The sequence below is a fragment of the Neptunicella plasticusilytica genome (assembly GCF_047922965.1).
In the GTDB taxonomy this organism is placed as follows: domain Bacteria; phylum Pseudomonadota; class Gammaproteobacteria; order Enterobacterales; family Alteromonadaceae; genus Neptunicella; species Neptunicella plasticusilytica.
Genome location: NZ_CP150481.1, coordinates 2,983,422 through 3,004,340, shown reverse-complemented (window position 1 = coordinate 3,004,340; position 20,919 = coordinate 2,983,422). Strand labels below are relative to the sequence as shown.

Below are 20,919 nucleotides of genomic sequence, written 5' to 3'. Positions count from 1 at the left end.
GTCATTTAACATTGATGACTTCAGGCTGCAGTAACACGTTTTATTGCATATAAAATGGTCTTTAACATCAAGTGGTTTGGTGATGGAGGCAGATAATTCGATTCTGTCAATATTAAACTTTTATGACAGTGGTAAACTGTAACAAAAGTGTCATTCCTCTTAGATACTCTCCTCGCTGTTTTATTTTGATAATAACATCAACTGGGAGAATCAAATGGTCTTAGCAAAAAGTTTCAAAGTGTCTGCAGTAGCAATTGCGCTGATATTGGCAGGTTGTGGTGGCGATATTAATATCACTCCTACTGTTAATGATAACAGTACTAACAACTCCAATAACACCAATAACAACGGTTCAGATAACGGTGGTTCTGATAACGGTGGTTCTGATACTAATATATGTGCATCTTATGAATCCGGTGATGATACCGTTCAGGGTACTTACGATAGCAATACCAATATTTGTACCTACAATACCAGCTTTGTAAGTGCTGCTAACCCTCTGGTTGCTGATATCACATTGGATGGTGAGGCAATTCACTATTTCAAAAGCTCTCTTTTTGTTGGAGAAGACTGTAATACAAGTGAAGGTTGTACTATTAATGCTGACGGCCCAACCCTGACGGTTGAAGCCGGCGCAACTGTTGTATTCGATAATGCTGCTTCTCGCGTCCAAATTAACCGTGGCGCTAATATCGAAGCGGTTGGTACCTTGGATCACCCAATTACTTTTACATCGGCTAACGCTATCGAAGAGCTTGATTCAGTGGGTGGCGGCCCGTCTCCTCAGGATTGGGGTGGTATTATGATTGATGGATTTGGTATCACTGACCAATGTTCAGATGCAGAGCGTGCTGCAGCAACTTGTAACGCCGAAAGTGAAGGTGCTGTTTCCTACTATGGCGGTAACGATAATACCGATAACAGCGGTACTTTGAAGTTTGTTAAAATTGATTATGCGGGTGGTTTACCTGCCGGTGCTGAAGTCGGTAACGATCTGAACTCGCTGTTCTTGAATGCTGTAGGTTCTGGTACTTCAATCGACTACATTTCTATCTACGCTGGTTATGACGACGGTATCGAACTGTTTGGTGGTGCGGTAAACCTTAAGCATTTGGTTATTACTGACACTCAGGATGATAGCCTGGATATCGACGCAGGCTGGCAAGGTAATGCGCAGTATGTACTGATTAAACATGGCTCAGTAGTAAGCGCTAACGGTGACATTCTGAATATGGGCAATGGTGGTTTCGAAGCTGACGGTAAGAAAGGTGATACCACAGCTGAAGCACCTGCTTCTGCGCCGCACATTGCTAACGTGACTGTTATCACAACAGATAATATCTCTGCCCGTGACGAAGATCCTTCTATTGCTATCAAGCTGGACGATTTCATCGGCGCAACTTGGTACAACACGATATTGAAGAAAGAATCCGCTACGCAAACTTGGTGTATTAACTACACAGGTGATGCTGCTGATAACGTCGTAACTAATACCGTTTCTATCAAAACTTCAATTGCTGCCTGTGCCGCTATTTCTAACGCTGATAGCGAAACTGTTACTACCGATAGTGGTACAACGACAGTTACAACTTGGTTCACTCAAGATGGGGTAAGCGAGGTTGTTAATGGTTCAGAAACTGTTTTGGCTGAAAATGGCTTCTCTACTTCACCAGAAGTCAGCATTACACCAACAGATATGACGACTATCGACGCTGACTTCTTCGAAGCCACGTCATTCATCGGTGCAGTTGACCCTGCCGACACTACTTCAGATTGGTACAAATGGGCGAGCGCAGCATTCGAAAGTGCTAACGACGAATAACCAATTTGAATAATCGTAATGAATAGGCGCCTTATTGCGCCTATTTGTTCATTAGTAAGTGTGGGAATGAATTATGAAGACTCGATTTAGAGCAAATAAAATTTCTCTGGCCGTTGGTGCTTGTTTGCTTACGGGGGCAGTATTAGCCCAAGAGCAACAGAATGATGCAGCCATGGAAGAAGTTGTTGCCACTGCCAGTCGTTTACAAGGTACAGCCGCTGCCGTTATCGAAGAACGTAAGAATCAAGCATTTGTTGCAGACATACTTGGTGCTGACCAAATTTCTCGGACTGGTGACAGTGATGCTGCTGCGGCTTTGCGCAGGGTAACGGGATTGACGCTGGTTGATGGCAAATTTATTTATGTTCGTGGCTTAGGTGAACGTTACTCCAGCGCTCGTTTAAATGGTGCCAGTATTCCTAGCCCGGATTTGACCCGTAATGTCATCCCTTTAGATATCTTTCCATCTAATGTTATTGAAAGCCTTTCGGTGCAAAAAGCCTACTCACCTAATATGCCAGCCGCTTTTGGCGGTGGTAACGTCGATATTCGTACCAAGTCTCTGCCATCAGAATTTGTTGCAGGTTTTCAGGTGGGTATTGAAGGTAATTCCAGTAATTCGGATGGTTATACCTATGATCGCGATGACAGCGGAATACCTGATAGTCTGAAAACAGGCATCTTGCATTACCGGGGGGATTTTTCTTTAAGGAATATCATTGAACGTGATGCCTTGTCGGCAACAGAGACGCAAACCGCTGCGCAACAGGCAAGGGCTATCAATAATGGCCTGTTACAATCCTTGCCACGGGATATGCAACTTAAAGATGAATCTCTGGATCCAAACTATTCTGGTCAAGCTTACATTGGCAACAGCTTCGAGGAAGACTGGTTTGGCGGTACGATTGGATTTTTGGCTTCTGTGGCTTACGACAACAAATGGCTTTTCACCGAACGTCGTAACTCAGTGGTCAGTGCTGACTTTGAAGAAGGTTGCGCTCAAGATCTTGCCACCTCGGAAGATGTGAACAACAGCTGTTACGATAGTCTTGTTGAACAGGAAGTCACAACCCAAAATGAGCGTTTAAATGGCTTGTTTAGCGTTGGCTATCGTTGGAAAACTCACAGCGTGAGTTACAACAAGATTTATCTGGAAGATAACGAAGATGAATCCGAGATCTCTATAGCGCAAAACCCTTCGCAGAATATTACTATTGCTGCCGATGGTGTGGCCGATTATTCACAAGCCTTTACTTACGAAGAACGTAAACTGGAAGTTGATCAGTTTAGAGGCCAGCACACCTTCCTGGATCTTTGGGGAGCGGGCCTTGACTGGCACTATACTCAATCTGAAGCAACAACTGATATTCCATTGGAAGCGACTTTCAATTTTAGCAACAACTATGATGACAACGGTAATTACGTAAGTACTAAAGTCAACGGTGGTAATGGCCAAGCTGAGTTTGGCTTTGTTGAAATGGACGATCATATGAAAAACTGGGGCGGAAATGTCAATTTGCCCTTTACAGTCGGCCGTTTTGAAATCGAATTAAAAGGTGGCTGGGACTTCATTGATCGTGCTCGTTACTACACCACTTCAAGCTTTTTCGTCAATAACAGCGGGGCGCCAATAGGTATCACTGATAATGAAAGTGACCTGTTGAATTTGCCTTCATATATAACAAATGGCTTTATTGCTGAAAATAACGTGTTAGTAGCATTTAATGAACCCGAAGCGCCTGAAGCTGACGATTATTTGGCCGCTCAGAAAACGGATGCGGGTTACGGTGCGTTTGATATTTTCTACGATAATACTTGGCGTATCAGTGGTGGTGTACGATATGAAGCGTTCAAGCAGGTCGCGTTGGAATCGTCCAGCTTGATATTCAGTGCTGAAGATCAGGACGTCTTCTTTAATGAAGATAATATCCAGAAACGGACTATCAACGATGATGATACCTATCTTGCGTTAAGCTTGACGTATTTGAGCGGTGACGATTATCAGCTTCGTTTCGGTTACGGTGAAACCGTGGTACGTCCGGATCTGCGTGAAGTCGTGCCGGTTGGTTACTATGATCCGCTAACGGATATCCGCACTACCGGTAGTACAACGCTGGTTTCAAGTACGCTGAAAAACTACGACATGCGTTATGAGTTATACAGCGACAACGGTGATAACTTAGCTTTATCTTTATTCTACAAAGATATTACTAACCCGATTGAAACTGTTTTGCGCGTGGGTGACTCAGCTTACACTGCAACATTCACTAACGGCTCAGAAGCTGAGGTTTATGGGGTTGAAGCTGAATGGTTGTATGACCTGAGTTGGGCTGCTGACGGTTTCTTCACTTCGGGTAACATTACCTTGAGTGATTCTGAGGTAACTATCGATGCGGCTGATGCTGGAAGCTTGACCAATACGACAAAGCGTATGAATGGTCATTCCAAGTACGTGGCTAACTTCCAGTTGGGTTATGATTCAGCTAATGGTGAACATGGCGGGACACTGGTTTATAACGTATTTGGAGAGCGTATTCTGGCGTCGGGTATCAATGGACGTGATGACGCTTATGAACAGCCATTCAATTCTCTGGATTTGATCTATAGCTACTATCCAAACTTTAATAGCAAGATCACATTAAAGCTGAAGAACTTGCTGGATGAGAAACAGGAAGTGACTCAGTCAGGCGTTGTCGTTCGCTCAAGAGAGATGGGTCAAACGATTAGCTTGGCCTATAAATATGAGTTTTAATCTGGCTGAATCAGCCGAATAAAGGGTATTGTAAAACTGAAAAGAGCCACTTTTGTGGCTCTTTTTTTGTAGTGAAATCGAGTTTATTGCTCAGGCTTTGCGTTTTTCCAGGGCCACTACCTCGGCTGCATCATTGACCAGTAACGACTGGGCGTCCGAACCTTTTAACAGTTTGGACACTGTCTCCTTATTGCGTGACATTAATACGGTTAATTCTTCCAGAACATTGGACTCAAGCACGATCCCTTTGGCCTGAATGTATTCCGCCAGGTTGTCGGCAATATCCAGCATCTTGTCATATTTGTCGGCTTCTTTTTTATCTGTTGTTATCAGCTTTTCCACGCCTTTATGCTCCACTACGTATTTCGTTATGATTGCCATATAGGATTCCTCTTTGATGTAAGCAGAGTTCAGACTAACATAATAACTGTATTTAAACACAGTATTTTGATGACCTTTTGTACTTTAACAATATACAACAGCAGAACGTGCCGAATAGTTACTTTTTAAAGTAAAGGTACAGGCCAACTACCAGACTAATTGCAGCCCCGATATACAGCTTCATAACCTTGTCGGAATGCGAGCCGGTAATGGTTTGACTGATTTCCGATTGCACTGAATCGGCGATGTCCCAACCCCAATAAGCCAAACCTATGCCTAATACAATGAGTGCTAAACTGATAATTTTCATTTTTATTCCTTTTTATGATGATTAGATTTTTACAAAATAGGGCAGCGAAATTAAGCCGATGCCAACAAGAATTAACAGGGTCAGATTAGGCATAAAATATGGGAAAACAAACAAACTGATACCGACCAGCAGTGGAACCGGTTTTTTCTGTTTTTTGCCGTAAATAAAAAATCCAATCCCGATTCCGCCGAACAGGGTACTCCATATCAATAATGATGAACTGTCCATCGATATCTACTCCCGATACTTGACACAATCCCGACCACTTTGCTTGGCATTGTACAGGGCTGCATCTGCACGAAACAGCAGTTCATCAAAAAACTGCTCACCTTTCCACGTCGCCACACCAAAGCTGCAACTGATTTTTACTGGATTGTCAGGATCAGGGATAATGTTGTGCACCGCAAGGCGCAACCGTTCTGTAATCGCCAATGCGTCGGTTAGACTGGTATCTGGTGTAATAACTACAAACTCATCGCCACCCAAACGGCCAAAAATATCTATCTCACGCAATATTTTTTTGCAGGCGTTGACAATCAGCACAATGGTATTGTCACCCGTTGCATGGCCAAAATTATCATTTATGGTTTTAAAATTATCGATATCGAAGATAACCACTGTTAGCGCTGAGGTATGACGCTGAACCCGTTGCAATTCACGTTTGGCACATTCCATCAGACAACGTCGACTATAAATACCGGTGAGAGAATCGGTATTGGCCAGGGTTTTAAAGTCTTCTTTAAGACGCACAATTTCGGTGATATCAGTGGAAATACCGACAAAAGCGTAAACCTTTTCTTGATCCTTTTTTTTCAGTGGAATTTTGACTGACCAGTAGTGACGTATGCTGCCATCGTCTTCGAAAAAGTTCTCTTCCCCATACATTTTTTCGCCCGACTCGATAACTTGCCTGTCCAATATATCGAAATTTTTAGCCACTTCAGCAGGTAAAATTTCGCTACCGTGTTTGCCGATAATATCCTGTTGGGACAGATTGAATAATTTGGCGACATTGCTGTTGGCATATAAAAACCGACACTGCTGATCTTTCATATAAATATATGAATCTGCGTTATTTAATACAGTATCCAGTAACACTTTCTGTTCGCGCAGGGCTTCTTCCATTTTAAGCCGTTCGGTAATATCGGTGGAAATACCGCACATACCGGTGATGTCCCCGTCGGCGTTGCGTAGTGGTGATTTAACCGTCCAGTAAGTTCTTACTTCTCCGGTTTTAGCTACACGGCTGGTTTCTTCGCGCTCGATTTGTTGACCTTGCTCGAGTACTTGTCGGTCATTAACACTTATCTCGTTGTATGATTCGAGATTGAAAAATTCATCATCCGTGCGACCAATGATATCGTCCAGCGTTAAACCGAATAAGTCGCAGACCATTTGATTGGCGTAGGTATAACGCCCCTGCAGATCTTTGGTAAACACATAGGCACCGACATGATCCAGAGTGGTCTGCAGTTGCAGCAATTGATTGGTATATTCTTCAATGGTTTTATTAACCGACACCGATACATCCTCGGATTTATTGTCGAGTGCCCAAATCGTTAATTTCACCCCAATCGATTTTTCGCACTCATAGCTTAATTTTTGAGGCAAACATCAAGCCTCTGCTATTTAGTTTTTACCAAGTCCGGTAATGCCAGATATAAATTATAGAACAACCCACTATCTTGCGCTCTGTATTGCTATTATCCAGTTTGTTCAGCTAATCAAATTCAAACATGGGGTATACTGGGCCAACGCTAACTATAAACAGGTATTACCATGATTATTCAGTCTTCTGTCAGTGATATTGCTACCCCAAGCGGTACAATGCGCACCAGCGTGTTTCGTCCGGTTGCCGAAGGTCGCTATCCTGCGATTATTTTTTATTCGGAAATCTTTCAGCAAACTGCACCTATTACCCGTAGCGCGCAAATTATGGCCGGCCACGGTTTTGTAGTGCTGGTCCCTGAGGTGTTTCATGAACTAAACCCGATCGGTACAGTGCTGGCTTATGATGATGAAGGCAAAGATAAAGGCAATGCCGACAAATTTGCTAAACCACTAGAGCAGCATGATAGCGATACCGATGCCATGATTGATTTTGTTCAGGCACAAGCCTATTGCAACGGTAATGTAGGCAGTATGGGAGTTTGTATCGGTGGTCATCTGGCCTTTCGGGCGGCACTGAACCCGGCTATAAAAGCGACCTTCTGTTTGTATGCAACCGATATTCATTCCAGTACGTTGCCTTGTCAACCGGGTAATGATTCGCTGACCCGTTGTGATGATATCCAGGGCGAACTGGTGATGATTTTTGGTAAACAGGACCCGCATGTGTCTTCCGAAGGTAGAAAACTGATTTACAACACACTGGAACAGCATAAATTGAATTTCAGCTGGCACGAAGTCAACGCCCAGCACGCCTTTATGCGCGATGAAGGGGAGCGTTATGACCCGGCACTGGCGTTAAAAAATTATGCAATGGCGGTAGAATTATTTCAACGCAGATTGCATGGCTGAAGGAATTTTTTCGGATGTTAATAGCCCCGTTTTTACTGACCTAACCAGACAAACTGCGTTGTGCAAGGTGCCAACATGGAGCAAAAGTCTGTTATCAGGCAGAAAAATTTTGCTACAGTAAAAAGCAATAGTGAATAGTCACTGCGTGAATGCAGTGAAAGAAGTATGGTTATTTAAGTGAATCAATTCAATGCTCCTGAAATGTCGTCCACAACCGCAGAGCTGGATCTGTGGATGGCTGACTTTTTTAAACAGACATCCAATGTCCTGTTGGCGGCGTTACGAAAATTACTCGAGTCGTCGGAAGCTGAAGAAGTGATGCAAGAAGCCTATGTCGAGGTTTATCTTGGCCTAAAGGCAGGTAAGGAGATTGAACCTAAACCTTTTCTGTTCAGGGTGGCCAGAAACATTGCGATAAGCCGCTTGCGGCATAAAAAAGTGGTGGAGCGCTCTGCCACTCAGGTATCGGAATTTTATACCGGCGCCGAAAAATCGCCGCAGGCACTGCAAACAGATGTTGAAGAAAAAGCCTTGTTGCTTGAGGCAGTAAACTCGTTGCCCTATATCTGCCGCCAAGTGTTTGTGATGCGCAAATTGCACGGCAAGACCCATGCTGAGATAGCACAAATGATGCATATCTCGTTGAAAACAGTAGAAAACCATCTTGCCACCGGTATGAAGTTATGCCGTCAATACATCATCAAACGAACCAATAATAATATTGCACTGGCCAAGAAACTGTCCGGAGCAGCCTAGTGTTTCTGGATGAGTGGGTAGGCTATGGTATTCCCGAGTCTGCGGTGCAGGAAGCCACCCAGTGGTTAGCTAAACTTGATGGTGGCAATATGACACCGGAAGAACAGCTTCGCTTTAATCATTGGCTGGATGATGATCCTATGCATCGTTGGGCCTTTGAAGAACTGGCCGAAGTTTGGGCGAAAATTTCTACATTGAACGATCAACAACATCAAATTGAATTACCGCAAGTCATCCCCTTTCCAGAAATGGATCGGTCTGAATCAGTTTCTGAGCAAATTGATGTTAAAACTACCAATCAGCTCGCAGCCTTTGTCAGCATTGGCCTAATCCTGTTCGGGTTCCTGTCAGTCATTATTTTTTAACTAATTTTTCACAAATTGTTTAGGGGGTTTCGAGACCTCAAGCGATATGTAAGTTAAATGTTAAAAAGAGACGACAATAATGAATACAATAACAAAAGCCATCCGTTCTCATTATCGGAACAACAAACTCACTCAACCTCTGTTAGTCGGTCTGGTCGCGTCGCTGGTGCAGTTTCAGGCCGTCGGACAAGAGACTGAATCACAGGCGGACAAGGAAAAGGCTGTCGAAAAAATCCAGGTTGTGGGCACCCAGATCCGCGGCGGACAAATTAGTGAGGCCCTCGCTGTGTCTGTGATATCCGCCGAAGATATCGCTGAATTGGGTGTGGATTCCGGCGACGAGCTGCTGGATCTTATCCCGGAAAATGGTCAGAACTTTTTTAATGAAGCTGAAAATATCAGTGGTGGGGTTAACTCGGCGCGTGGTGATGTGGGCGCGTTTAACTTACGTAACCTGGGTACTGGCAACACGCTAGTGCTGCTTAATGGTCGCAGAATGGTCAATTCGGCGGCCTATCAAACCGAAGAGGTTGGAGGCAGCTTTGTGCCGGTTAATACGGTTAACTCCAATACTATTCCGGTGGCGGGACTGGAACGCGTCGAGGTTTTACGTGACGGTGCTTCGGCCATTTACGGTGCCGATGCAGTAGCTGGCGTGGTTAATCATGTGATCAAAAGTGATTTTGTCGGTTTGAATGTTCGCGCCAAACTGGCCGGATTTGAGCATGTATCACGTAAAGATCAAACCCTGACCATCGAATGGGGGAAAGACTTTAACCAAGGGCGCACTAACGTCAGTACATTTTTTAATTATTACGATCGCGACAGGGTTAATTCGTCGGAAGATCCGCGCTGGTCTAATTCCGATTTCAGAGATCGTCTGCCCGCCGATTCACCCTGGGCTGGTGATACTGCTTTTCGCAATGACAGCGCCAACTCTATTTATGGTCAATATGATTTAGTTAAAAGTGCTAATAGTTCAGGTCTTAACGGTGTACTGACCGATTCTGCCGGTGAATTTGAAACCTACCCGGCTGGTGATGAGCGTTGTCAGTACGATTTGGGTTATGGCACCTGTGGCGCGATAGACGGACAGGGAACCTATCGACATAACCTGAATGAAAATCGCGATCTGATGTCGGATTTGCAGCGCACCAACCTGTTTATGTTTATCAACCATGAGTTTGATAGCGGCATACAGAGTTTTACCGAAATGTCGTTCTATGATTCGAGCACCAATTTAATTCGCCATACTACCGCACCTTTTTCAACCTCCAAGCTGACTGTTGCGGCAGATAACTACTGGAACCCGTTGGGACCTTGCGGTTCACCTAATCGACTACCGGATAGCGTGATTGGCGACAGTGTACCCTGTGAGGGGATGGCGTTATTGATGGATAACTATCGTTTTACCGAAATTCCGCGAGTGATTGATAACGATGGCCGCGCTTATCGTTTCTTGCAAGGATTCCGGGGCACAGCAGGGGACTGGGACTGGGAAAGTGCAGTGTCCTGGTCAAAAGCCAAAAAAACCGATATTACCCACAACCGGGTATCCAACTCGCTGATGCAGGAAGCATTAAATGACACTACCGAGGCGGCGTACAATCCTTTTAGTGGTGGGGTGAATAGCAATATCGAACGTGCGTTAATTGATGTGTCGCGTATTAGTGAAACCAAACTCACTACTTTTGACGGGAAAATATCCAACACTGATATTTTCTCGCTGCCCGGTGGAACCGCAGGTTTGTTAGTCGGCTTTGAATACCGCAAGGAATCTTTTAATGATGATCGCGATGATCGTCTGGATGGAACTATTCAATTTGTTGATGGGGAAGGTGATACCTATCCGTTTGTGTCTGATGTGGTCAACTCCAGCCCCACACCTGACAACAGTGGTTCGCGCCGGGTGACTTCGTTGTTTACTGAGCTGCAGTTGCCGGTAATTGACTCGCTCGATGTACAGGTTGCCGTGCGTTATGAAGATTTCTCTGATGTGGAAAGTACCACAGTGGGTAAGCTGGCTTTTGGCTGGCGTCCTCTGGAGCAGGTGTTAGTGCGTGGTTCCTGGTCTGAAGCATTCAGAGCGCCTAATCTGGTGACTATCAATGAAGAAATTGTGGCCAGAAATAATTCCCGTACCGACTGGGCTTGTACCTATGCGGCCGAGAATGGTGGCGATCCGGATCAGAATGTACTGGATTGCGATAATTCAATTCAGCGTATTGCTCAGGGCAGTGAAGATCTGGTGCCGGAAGAATCAACCAATACTTCAATAGGTCTGGTGCTGACCCCGACAAGAGATTTATCCATCACCCTGGACTACTGGACCATTGAGAAAGAGAACACCATTGGCTTGCTAGGTGAAGAAAACCAGACACTGCTCGACCTGGTTTATCGCCTGCAAAGTGGCAATACTAATTGCGATGCGGTGAATAGCAACGTAGCCGTAGTCAGAGATGAAGCCGGTGAAGGTGAAGCCGCGATTTATGAGGCTGCCGGTTTATGTCCTGCCGGTAATATCAAGTATATCGACGACAATTACGCTAATCTGGACACCAGAACTGTGTCGGGTCATGACATCGGCGTGTATTACAAACTGGATACCGGCTTCGGCAAGTTTAACTTCCGTTATAACGGTGCCTTCCTTGATAAATTTGAGCAGCAAGCGGGCGGCGAAATTGCGACTCTGGTTGATGCGCAGGCCTCGGGTGTATTACCTTCTAATTATCCGGTTAACGGCTTTGCCGATTTAATCGGTATGGACGGTAACCAGGATGAACGTCATTCGATGAAATTATCCTGGCGCAAAGGACCTTGGGGCGCCTCGGTTAGCGGCTATAAAATAGGTGAGTTCTATCAAAGTTCATTGACCCTGGAAGACGGGACCCGTTATGTCATTCCATCGATGACCACCTTTGATGCAACCCTGGATTATCGCTTTGAGGTTGGCAGCTCAGATGTACGGGTCAGATTGGGACTTAAAAACCTGACCGACGAGCGGGCGCCTCTGGCAGACGGTTATTTTGGTTATATGTCCGACGCACATCGTGACTTGGGGCGCAATTATTATCTGGAGATGAAGGCGTACCTGTAGTTTGTTATCAGGTCGGCAAAGAAGGGGAGTTTACTCCTCTTCTTTTTGCAATTGACTGTTTTTGTTTACACCAACTTGGACGAGTCCGGATGGTAAAAATTAAGTGGTAAAAATGAATAATAATATTGCAGAGCAACACTCGGTGTATGCGAGAGCGAACTATCAGAATATCGGTTTAATTGCCGGCCCCGCAGTGTTTGCGTTAATGATGCTATTTGATAGCGCGCAGCAAACCATGCCAATTGAAGCCTGGCGCACCGCAGCCGTGGGAATGTGGATGGCAATATGGTGGGCGACGGAAGCGATCCCGGTTCCGGTGACCGCATTTATTCCGTTAGTAGCTTTTGATGTGCTGGGGATCAGTAGTCTCAAAGAGGCGGCGGAGCCTTATTCCAATCCAATTATTTACTTATATCTTGGTGCCTTTTTATTGGCCATTGCCGTCGAAAGATGGAATTTGCATAAACGCATGGCTCTGATGATCCTGACCCGCACCGGTACCGACGGTCGTCGCCTGGTGGCCGGATTTATGATGGTGGCAGCATTTTTGTCGATGTGGATGACCAATACCTCTACCACCATGATGTTGATGCCCATCTGTTTATCGGTAGTGAAGGTGATAACCGACCATTCGATGGATTTGAATGACAAGCAAAAAGCGGATTTTCAGGTCAGCATGTTACTCGGCTTGGCTTATGGCGCTACGATTGGCGGCTTGGCCACGCTGGTTGGTACGCCGCCCAATGCATTATTAGCGGCCTTTATGAAAGAAAGCTATGGCGTAGAAATTGGCTTCGCTACCTGGATGGCCGTTGGGGTACCGGTGATGCTGTTGATGCTGCCTTTGACCTGGATAGTTCTGACCCGTTTGGCATTCAAGATCAATATTCAGGAAAATCCGGCGGTCCAAACTCATCTGAAAAAGATAAAAGGTGAACTGGGTTCAATGGGGGCAGCAGAAAAGCGGGTGGCTATCGTCTTTTTTCTGGTCATTCTGGCCTGGATATTACGGCGCCCGCTGACGGCCCTATTCGGAATTGAAGGTGTATCTGATACCGGGATAGTGATGGTAGCGGCATTGTTACTGTTTTTATTACCTAGCGGGTCAAAAGAACAGGAACAATTACTCACCTGGCATGATGCCAACCGGGTGCCCTGGGGTGTGCTGGTGTTATTTGGTGGCGGGTTGAGTCTGGCGGCTGCCGTGTCAGATAGTGGTTTGGCCTTGTGGCTGGGCGAAAGTCTGGCTCCACTGGGCAGTATGGGCGTTATTGCGTTGGTGATTGCGGCTACCGGTCTGGTCATTTTTCTGACCGAGTTAACCAGTAATCTGGCAACGGCCGCTACGTTCTTGCCGGTGATGGGGGCCATCGCGATCCAAACCGGCATCGATCCGCTTATGCTCAGCGTACCTATTACCCTGGCCGCCAGTTGTGCCTTTATGTTGCCGGTAGCAACACCGCCCAATGCGATTGTTTTTGCCTCCGGCGCGATCAGTATTCCGCAAATGATCCGTGGTGGTTTGCTGCTCAATATCGTAGGGATGTTTTTATTGGCCATCGTCGCAATTTGGTGGGCACCTTACGTTTTCGCCTGATCCTTCAGGCGTGATTTATCGGGAAATAAATTAATGAAAAAATTTAATATCATCAAAATATTACTGACTTTGTTGCTGATAACCAACGCATTGCAGGCTGCAGCGCAAGATAATCTGCCTGCGCCCAAGGTCAAGAATATTGAGGTACCGCAAAAAGTACTGTTTGTGGGTAACAGTTTCAGTTATTTCAATAATGGTATTGCCAATCATTTTAGCAATCTGGTACGCGCTGCGGGTCATTGGAAAAACGGTCAAACCCGCTCCCGGCTTAAAACTATTTCTGGTGGCAAGTTGGCCGAGCATATTGCCGGGGTGGATTCGTTATTAAGCCAGTCAGCAAAGAGTCAGTGGGATGTCGTCATATTGCAGGAGTACAGCAATGGCCCGATATCCAAAACCCATCGGGATTCATTTAAACAGGCCAGTACCAGTCTGGCTAAAATGATCCGCCAATATGGGGCGACGCCGGTGTTTTTTATGACCTGGGCATACAAAGGGGATGAGGGCATGACCCAGGAACTTGCTCAGGCCTATGTTGAGCAGGGCAATGCGTTGAATATGCTGGTGGTGCCGGTGGGGTTGGCGTTCCAGAATGTGGTTGCTCAACTACCCGAGTTGGATCTGTATAGCAAAGATGTACAGGGTTTTGATTCGCAAGGTCAAACCCAATACCGCCAAGTCGAGAAACACCCCAGTATGGCGGGAACCTATTTGGCGGCCTGCGTCTTTTACGCTGCGCTCTATCATCAATCGCCACAGGGACTGGCCTATACAGCCGGATTAAGCGATAAAGTGGCCGCGAACTTGCAAAAAGTAGCCTGGCAGACGGTTCAGTCTTTTTACCGCTAATGGAAATAGCGGCCTATTGGCCGCTACCTAAAATGTCTTTCTGAATTTGTTCGCGGGTAATGTGGCGAACATCTTTACCTTTGACAAAGTAAATCACGTATTCGCAGATATTTTGACAACGATCGCCGATACGCTCCAGTGAACGTGCTGACCACAACACATCCATGATTTTTGGAATTGAGCGGGGATCTTCCATCATATAGGTCATTAGTTGACGGGTCAGGGCTTCATATTCCCGGTCGACTTTCTGATCTTCCTTATGAATATCAAAGGCCGCATCCACGTCCATACGGGCAAAGGCATCCAGTGTGTCGTGCAGCATTTTAAGTACCTGGCGTCCCATATTATCCAGACTGATTAAAAACTCCTGCTGGGCACCACTAAAGCTTTTTAATGCCACTTTGGCAATGCGTCCGGCTTCGTCACCAATACGTTCCAAATCCGTTACTGCCTTGGCAATCGCCAGGATAAGGCGCAAATCACTGGCGGCAGGCTGACGTTTAGCGATGATTTTAGTGCATTCTTCGTCGATAGAGACTTCCAGCAGATTGATTTTAAAATCGCTGGTGAGAACTTCCTGAGCCAAATCCTCATCGGTATTTTCTACCGCGTTAAGCGCGTTTGTCAGTTGCTGCTCGACCATGCCACCCATTTTCATTACGTGGTTGCGCAGATTTTCCAGCTCTTCATTGAATTGCCCGGAAATATGTTTATTAAGATTCATGTTTTCCATTTCTAAACCCTTATATGTTGTGGTGGCCCAGCAATTTGTTTTTGTCAGATATTATGCTGATTAGCCATAGCGGCCGGTAATATAGTCTTCAGTCTGCTTTTTGCTTGGAGTGGTAAACAGTGAATTGGTATCGGAATACTCAATGAGTTCACCCATATACATAAAAGCAGTTTGATCCGACACTCGGGCAGCCTGTTGCATGTTATGCGTTACTATCACTACAGTATACTGCTCTTTGAGTGAGGTGATCAGTTCTTCTACTGTCAGAGTTGAAATCGGATCCAGTGCTGACGTCGGTTCATCCAGTAACAGCACTTCCGGTTCAATCGCAATGGCGCGCGCAATTACCAGCCGCTGTTGCTGCCCGCCGGATAGACCGAATGCACTGTCATTCAAACGATCTTTCACTTCTTTCCACAACGCTGCGCCTTTGAGCGCTTTTTCGGCAGCTTCATCCAGTCGGCGTTTATCTTTAATCCCTTGCAGGCGCAAACCGTAAACCACGTTCTCGTAAATGGATTTCGGAAAAGGATTAGGACGCTGGAACACCATACCGATATTACGGCGCAAGGCCGCCACATCAACCGACTTTGCATAAATATTCTGTTGTTGTAGCAGGATTTCGCCGTCTATACGGCAATCATCCACCAGATCATTCATCCGGTTGATACAGCGCAGCAAGGTGGATTTACCACAACCACTGGGGCCGATAAAGGCTGTCACCTGATTTTTTGGAATACGCATAGTGACGTCATACAAGGCCTGCTTTTGTCCGTAAAACAGGCTGAGATTGTTGATGGTCAGTTCGGTATCTTGTTCCGGAAGATTTTCCAGATCGACCTTTTTGACATCTCTAAGTTGGGTTTCAATTGAAATCATAGTTCTACTCAATAGTTAACCTGAATTCAGGTCAGTTAAATTAGTGCTCTAGTGAACGGAATTTTTCGCGCAAATGATTACGAATTCCAATGGCCGTGATATTCAGGCCAATAATCACTGTTACCAGCAAAAAGGCGGTAGCAAATACCAGCGGTCTGGCCGCTTCGACGTTGGGGCTTTGAAACCCGACATCATAAATATGAAAACCCAGATGCATAAATTTTCTGTCCAGATGGAAAAATGGAAAATTGCCATCTAAAGGTAGCATCGGGGCCGATTTGACCACACCTACCAGCATCAAGGGGGCCACTTCGCCAGCAGCACGGGCGACGGCCAAAATCAGTCCGGTCATAATCGCCGGGCTGGCCATGGGAATGACAATGCGCCACAGTGTTTCAGCTTTGGTCGCACCCAGCGCCAAACTGCCTTGACGCACCGATGAAGGAATGCGAGATAGCCCCTCCTCGGTGGACACAATGACCACCGGCAAGGTTAAAATCGCCAGAGTCAGCGCTGACCAGAGTACGCCAGGCGTACCGAAAGTGGGGCCGGGCAGTGCTTCGGGATAAAACAATTCATCAATGGAGCCACCTAGAATATATACGAAGAATCCCAGCCCGAATACGCCATAAACGATCGACGGCACACCCGCCAGATTAATTACCGCAATACGCAGTATTTTGGTAATCGGGCCTTTACGGGCGTATTCGTGTAAATAAATTGCTGCAATCACACCGAAAGGCGTCACAATCACGGCCATCAGCATGACCATAAATACGGTGCCGAAAATGGCCGGAAAAACGCCACCCTCGGTGTTGGCTTCACGCGGATCGTCGGTGACGAACTTGCCAATCTGATGCAGAAAGTGGAAAACCTTGTTAACAAAATTCATGTCATTGGGCTGCACAAAGTCGAGCACCTGATTGAGCGGTAATTCAACCAGTTCTCCACGCATGTCCCGCACAATTACTTTATCGCGCTTGGCCTGGGTGCGAATATCAAATAGCTGTTTTTCCAGTACATGATATTCGGTTTGCAGCTCGGCTTTATGCTGTTCTATGCGTTCAATAGCCGCGGCATCCAGCTTGCCTTTTAATTCAAGCGCACGTCTTTCCAGGCGTAAATTTTCGAATTGATAGTTGATGCTGCCGATTTCATCATTCTGCAGTTCCATTGCCTTGTCATTCAGGTCACTGGTGCGTTCAATCAGACGGTCCAGATGTTCGGCAAGATCGCCTTTTAGCGGATTACCGTCTTCAACAACATTTTCCACATAACCATAAAAGTTACCGTTTTTGGTGCGTTCAAACAGCGCCAGGCCGGCAGGTTTTTCACGTTTGACGATATCGGTTTCCAGTACCCAACGGAAATCCAGATCAACATATTCGCGGTTACCGGTTTTAATCAGGTAACGTGTGACAAATTCTTTGTTATGGCCGCGCAAGTCAATGCCCTGATCGGTCAATCGTTTGGACGGAATGGATTCACTGTCGTAGATTTCGCCAATCAGTGTGGTATTCGCCCCGTCTTGTTGCATCACTTCATATTGATAAATGCTTGATGGCCAAAAATACACCAAACCCTTCCAGGCAATCATCAACAATAGTCCGAGTACGGCAATCAAGCTCATACTGACCGCACCTGCCGTCATCCATATCCAGGGGGAACCGGATTTAAACCAATTATTCATATAGTTGTTATCCTACAATGAGCTGTATTTTTCACGTAGCCGCTGGCGCACAAATTCCGCCACCGTATTAAACATGAAAGTAAAAATAAACAGGACAAACGCGGCCAGGAACAGGATACGATAATGGGAGCTGCCCACCTCTGACTCAGGCATTTCAACGGCGATATTGGCCGACAAGGTGCGCATACCTTCAAAAATGTTCCAGTCCATAATCGGCGTATTACCGGTCGCCATCAACACAATCATGGTTTCACCGACGGCGCGGCCCAACCCCATCATAACGGCTGAAAATATACCGGGACTGGCGGTAAGCAACACGACTTTGGTCAGTGTTTGCCAAGGTGTGGCGCCTAGGGCTAAAGAACCATTGGACAACTGCTTAGGCACACTGAAAATGGCATCTTCAGCGATAGAGAAAATAGTCGGGATCACCGCGAAGCCCATCGCGATACCTACCACTAATGAGTTACGCTGGTCAAAACTGATCCCCAGCTCATTGGTAATAAAACCTCGGGTATTGCCATCAAAAAGCCACAGTTCTACTTCCGGACTTAGCGCAAACGCAATATAGCCGCTGATCAGGACAACCGGGATCAATAACATAGCGTCCCAGCCTTCACGCAGGGTTTGCCGAATACGCTCTGGAAGACGGCTCCAACCATAGGCGCTAAGCAAAATCATGAAGGGGGTCAACAGTAAAAACAATACTATTCCCGGCAGGTGGCTTTCAATTACCGGTGCCAGCCATAACCCGGCCAGAAAGCCCAAAATAACGGTGGGCAGAGCTTCCATAATTTCGATAGTCGGTTTGACCGTTTTGCGCATGCCTCCGGACATAAAATAGGCAGTGTAGATAGCGGCCGCCAAAGAAATCGGTACTGCCACTAACATGGCATAAAAAGCGGCTTTAATCGTACCGAACGAAATCGGGATCAGGCTGAATTTTGACTCAAATTCATCATCGGCAGAGGTGGATTGCCAGGTATAAGTAGGTTCGGGATAGCCTTCGTACCAGACTTTTTGCCATAAGGCTTTCCAGGTTACTTCAGGATGCTCATTGTTCACCTTGAATAAACGGAACTGGCTGGCAGATTGTAATAATACTGCATTGGAACGTGGAGAGATGGCTATATTGTCAATGCTTTCCGGCTGTATTTGCTGGTTAAACAGTTCTGCTTCACTGGTGGTAAAAAAGATCCCCAGATGGCCTTGCTTACCTACAGTGAAAAAGCTCTTACGAAAATATTCTGGCACTATCTGTTTGATAGGATTAGGCGCATGAAATTGACGGGCGTTGACATAGTGACGGCCGTTATCATCCAGTATTTCAAACCACTGGCTGATTGTGCCGTTGCTGTTACCTATCATGATAGAACTGGCACCGGATAATAATGACATGGCGGTAACATTGGCGCCGTTGGCATTCACCGCCATGCTTTGTTCCAGAGTGATATCATCAATATTGCGGATATCATAAATAAACAGTTTATTGACCGAGCGCACATATAAGTGAGCCAGGTTAGTTGAAATGCTGATCTGATCGATTTTTTTCGGTGCGGTTTCAATATTGGCCGCCGCGCTGCTCCATTCTGTTTCGCCAGTCATGAAGTTTTCTTCAGCAGTGAAATAATTAACAATCAAACGGCCATCTGCTGTTGCGGCGGCTAACAACATGCCATCGTCATTTCTTTCGACCGCCAGCTTTTGCAACGCCTGTCCTTTGGGATCGACTTCAAGCGGCTGCTCACCTGCGATATATTCTACGTTGGCTTCAAGGTGACGAACGTTATTCGGAAAGCTGACCGAGAATACCGGTTTGACCACCAGTGCCTGGCCATCGTCAAAGCCGTAAGCAAATAGGCTACGCGATGGTGCAGATGTAGCAAAACTGCTAACGGTTTTATTGTCGGCTAACAAGGGTTGTGCAGAGATGACTTTACCGATTTGCTGCGATTTTTCGGGGTTGTCGCGTAAATAGAAGAAAGCTGCATTGAGCTTGTCATCAAACCGATAGCCAATTTCTGTCTGCTCTTCCATACCGATAGCGAGTGTGGTGTTTGGCATATCAAGTTGGAAATCGGTAGCTGGTTTTACGTCAGCTGAGCGGAAAATCGGTTCCACTACATATAACAGATAGAAAAAAATCAATAGCAGTGCCACCAAAACCATTAAGCCACCTAAAGTGACACCATATTTGGCCACCCGATCCTTAATTTTTCGTGATGCATTGCTGGTTAACGTGAAGTCAGATGACATTCATAACCCCTTTAGATAAACACGCTTTAATGCTTGGCATAGTATATGAACTATTTATGACAATTCTATGACAAACGCCAAATTAAGACTAAGTTCAACAGGCACTATAGGTGGTCACAATATCAGGGTAGATAGTCATTATGACGGCTATATGACATTGTTGATGGAGGAGGTTAAACCCAATAAAAAAGCGGGCTGGCGCCCGCGTGGATCAGTCTAGGCGGCAATAATACTGGCTATATAGTCTTTTATCTCACCTTGTTGGCCGTGTTCTAACAAACAGGCTTGAAAGCGCTCACCACCGACGGCGGTTTTGACCAGTTGTGGGTCCAGTGCTTTTAAACCTTGCAGAAAATCTTTACCCATGGCCTGTTTGACCTGATTAAGAATACCGGCATTTTCTACTTGTGAAGCCTTACGTTCAGGCGGATAGCCTTGGCCTTTTGTACCGCTAAAGGCTTTTTCAAATATATACCGGATATTCAATTCGGCTCCCCAGCCATAGCCTTTGGCAAAAGGTAAAGCCAACGCGTTGCCATTGTTAATTTGCGCAAACAGGAAGGCATCGGCAGGATCAATACAATAGCCACAAGTTACGCCAGGGTGAGCGTTGAGTGACATAAGCGCACCTTGACCGGTACCGCAGCCACTGATCACAAAATCTACCGCTTTGGTATTAAGCAGGATGGCGGCCATGATGCCTAAATGGATATAGGTCAGTCGATGATCTTCGTCATCGCTCATGCCAACATTGAAAATACGGTGATCCTGCTCGGCTCCAACCGCTTGCAATTCTTGTAACACCGCCGCATTTTTCGACGCTTGGCTAAATTCGTTCATTAATGCAATTTTCATCGGTTAACTCCCAGTTTTGCAAAATCGCATTATATGGGATCTGACCTGTTGAAGCAG

17 protein-coding genes are annotated in these 20,919 nt (G+C 45.9%); 8 read left to right on the top strand and 9 right to left on the bottom strand.

Annotation, left to right across the window (positions count from 1 at the left end; all coding sequences use genetic code 11):
* Positions 1 to 214 precede the first annotated feature (214 nt).
* Both V1467_RS13505 and V1467_RS13500 read left to right on the top strand, forming a co-directional pair.
* Positions 215 to 1,822 carry a hypothetical protein gene (locus tag V1467_RS13505; protein WP_416305500.1) on the top strand — a complete coding sequence of 536 codons (1,608 nt, stop codon included), beginning with the start codon at positions 215 to 217 and terminating at the stop codon, positions 1,820 to 1,822.
* A gap of 73 nt (positions 1,823 to 1,895) precedes the next feature.
* Positions 1,896 to 4,574: a TonB-dependent receptor plug domain-containing protein gene (locus tag V1467_RS13500; protein WP_416305499.1), complete on the top strand. Its 2,679-nt coding sequence runs from the start codon at positions 1,896 to 1,898 to the stop codon at positions 4,572 to 4,574.
* Between the two features lie 90 nt (positions 4,575 to 4,664).
* On the opposite strand, the gene V1467_RS13495 is transcribed toward V1467_RS13500, so the two are convergent.
* The 4 genes from V1467_RS13495 to V1467_RS13480 all read right to left on the bottom strand — a co-directional run bounded on the left by V1467_RS13495 (position 4,665) and on the right by V1467_RS13480 (position 6,834).
* Positions 4,665 to 4,955 carry a YebG family protein gene (locus V1467_RS13495; protein ID WP_416305498.1) on the bottom strand — a complete coding sequence of 97 codons (291 nt, stop codon included), beginning with the start codon at positions 4,953 to 4,955 and terminating at the stop codon, positions 4,665 to 4,667.
* Positions 4,956 to 5,073: 118 nt separating this feature from the next.
* The gene (locus V1467_RS13490; RefSeq protein WP_416305497.1) at positions 5,074 to 5,265 is read right to left on the bottom strand and encodes a DUF3185 family protein; all 192 of its coding nucleotides are present in this window, start codon (positions 5,263 to 5,265) and stop codon (positions 5,074 to 5,076) included.
* Between the two features lie 21 nt (positions 5,266 to 5,286).
* Positions 5,287 to 5,493 carry a hypothetical protein gene (locus tag V1467_RS13485; protein ID WP_416305496.1) on the bottom strand — a complete coding sequence of 69 codons (207 nt, stop codon included), beginning with the start codon at positions 5,491 to 5,493 and terminating at the stop codon, positions 5,287 to 5,289.
* A gap of 6 nt (positions 5,494 to 5,499) precedes the next feature.
* Positions 5,500 to 6,834 carry a diguanylate cyclase gene (locus V1467_RS13480; protein WP_416305495.1) on the bottom strand — a complete coding sequence of 445 codons (1,335 nt, stop codon included), beginning with the start codon at positions 6,832 to 6,834 and terminating at the stop codon, positions 5,500 to 5,502.
* Positions 6,835 to 7,044: 210 nt separating this feature from the next.
* On the opposite strand from V1467_RS13480, the gene V1467_RS13475 reads away from it, so the two are divergent.
* The 6 genes from V1467_RS13475 to V1467_RS13450 all read left to right on the top strand — a co-directional run bounded on the left by V1467_RS13475 (position 7,045) and on the right by V1467_RS13450 (position 14,449).
* Entirely contained in the window at positions 7,045 to 7,785 is a 741-nt protein-coding gene (locus tag V1467_RS13475) for a dienelactone hydrolase family protein (RefSeq protein ID WP_416305494.1), read from the top strand.
* A 177-nt stretch (positions 7,786 to 7,962) separates the two neighbouring features.
* On the top strand, positions 7,963 to 8,541 hold the full coding sequence (locus V1467_RS13470; protein ID WP_416305493.1) for an RNA polymerase sigma factor: 579 nt from the start codon (positions 7,963 to 7,965) through the stop codon (positions 8,539 to 8,541).
* Positions 8,541 to 8,906: a FecR/PupR family sigma factor regulator gene (locus V1467_RS13465; RefSeq protein WP_416305492.1), complete on the top strand. Its 366-nt coding sequence runs from the start codon at positions 8,541 to 8,543 to the stop codon at positions 8,904 to 8,906. The genes V1467_RS13470 and V1467_RS13465 overlap by 1 nt, the downstream gene beginning before the upstream one ends.
* 79 nt (positions 8,907 to 8,985) lie before the next feature.
* Positions 8,986 to 12,003 (top strand): TonB-dependent receptor domain-containing protein, encoded by a 3,018-nt coding sequence (locus tag V1467_RS13460; protein ID WP_416305491.1) that lies wholly within the window; start codon positions 8,986 to 8,988, stop codon positions 12,001 to 12,003.
* Between the two features lie 112 nt (positions 12,004 to 12,115).
* Positions 12,116 to 13,600 carry an SLC13 family permease gene (locus tag V1467_RS13455; protein ID WP_416305490.1) on the top strand — a complete coding sequence of 495 codons (1,485 nt, stop codon included), beginning with the start codon at positions 12,116 to 12,118 and terminating at the stop codon, positions 13,598 to 13,600.
* Between the two features lie 33 nt (positions 13,601 to 13,633).
* Complete coding sequence (locus tag V1467_RS13450) at positions 13,634 to 14,449, top strand: hypothetical protein (RefSeq protein WP_416305489.1); 816 nt, start codon at positions 13,634 to 13,636, stop codon at positions 14,447 to 14,449.
* Between the two features lie 13 nt (positions 14,450 to 14,462).
* Here the strand turns inward: V1467_RS13450 and phoU are convergent, their stop codons facing one another.
* From phoU to V1467_RS13425, 5 genes are all read right to left on the bottom strand, one after another.
* Entirely contained in the window at positions 14,463 to 15,182 is a 720-nt protein-coding gene (gene phoU, locus V1467_RS13445) for a phosphate signaling complex protein PhoU (RefSeq protein WP_416305488.1), read from the bottom strand.
* Positions 15,183 to 15,242: 60 nt separating this feature from the next.
* Positions 15,243 to 16,061 carry a phosphate ABC transporter ATP-binding protein PstB gene (gene pstB / locus V1467_RS13440; protein WP_416305487.1) on the bottom strand — a complete coding sequence of 273 codons (819 nt, stop codon included), beginning with the start codon at positions 16,059 to 16,061 and terminating at the stop codon, positions 15,243 to 15,245.
* A 40-nt stretch (positions 16,062 to 16,101) separates the two neighbouring features.
* A complete protein-coding gene (pstA, locus tag V1467_RS13435) occupies positions 16,102 to 17,751 on the bottom strand; it encodes a phosphate ABC transporter permease PstA (RefSeq protein WP_416305486.1) in 1,650 nt (549 codons plus the stop codon).
* 12 nt (positions 17,752 to 17,763) lie between these two features.
* Positions 17,764 to 20,007, bottom strand: a complete 2,244-nt coding sequence (locus V1467_RS13430; protein ID WP_416305485.1) for an ABC transporter permease subunit — start codon at positions 20,005 to 20,007, stop codon at positions 17,764 to 17,766.
* 216 nt (positions 20,008 to 20,223) lie between these two features.
* Positions 20,224 to 20,862, bottom strand: a complete 639-nt coding sequence (locus tag V1467_RS13425; RefSeq protein ID WP_416305484.1) for an RpiB/LacA/LacB family sugar-phosphate isomerase — start codon at positions 20,860 to 20,862, stop codon at positions 20,224 to 20,226.
* Positions 20,863 to 20,919: the final 57 nt, after the last annotated feature.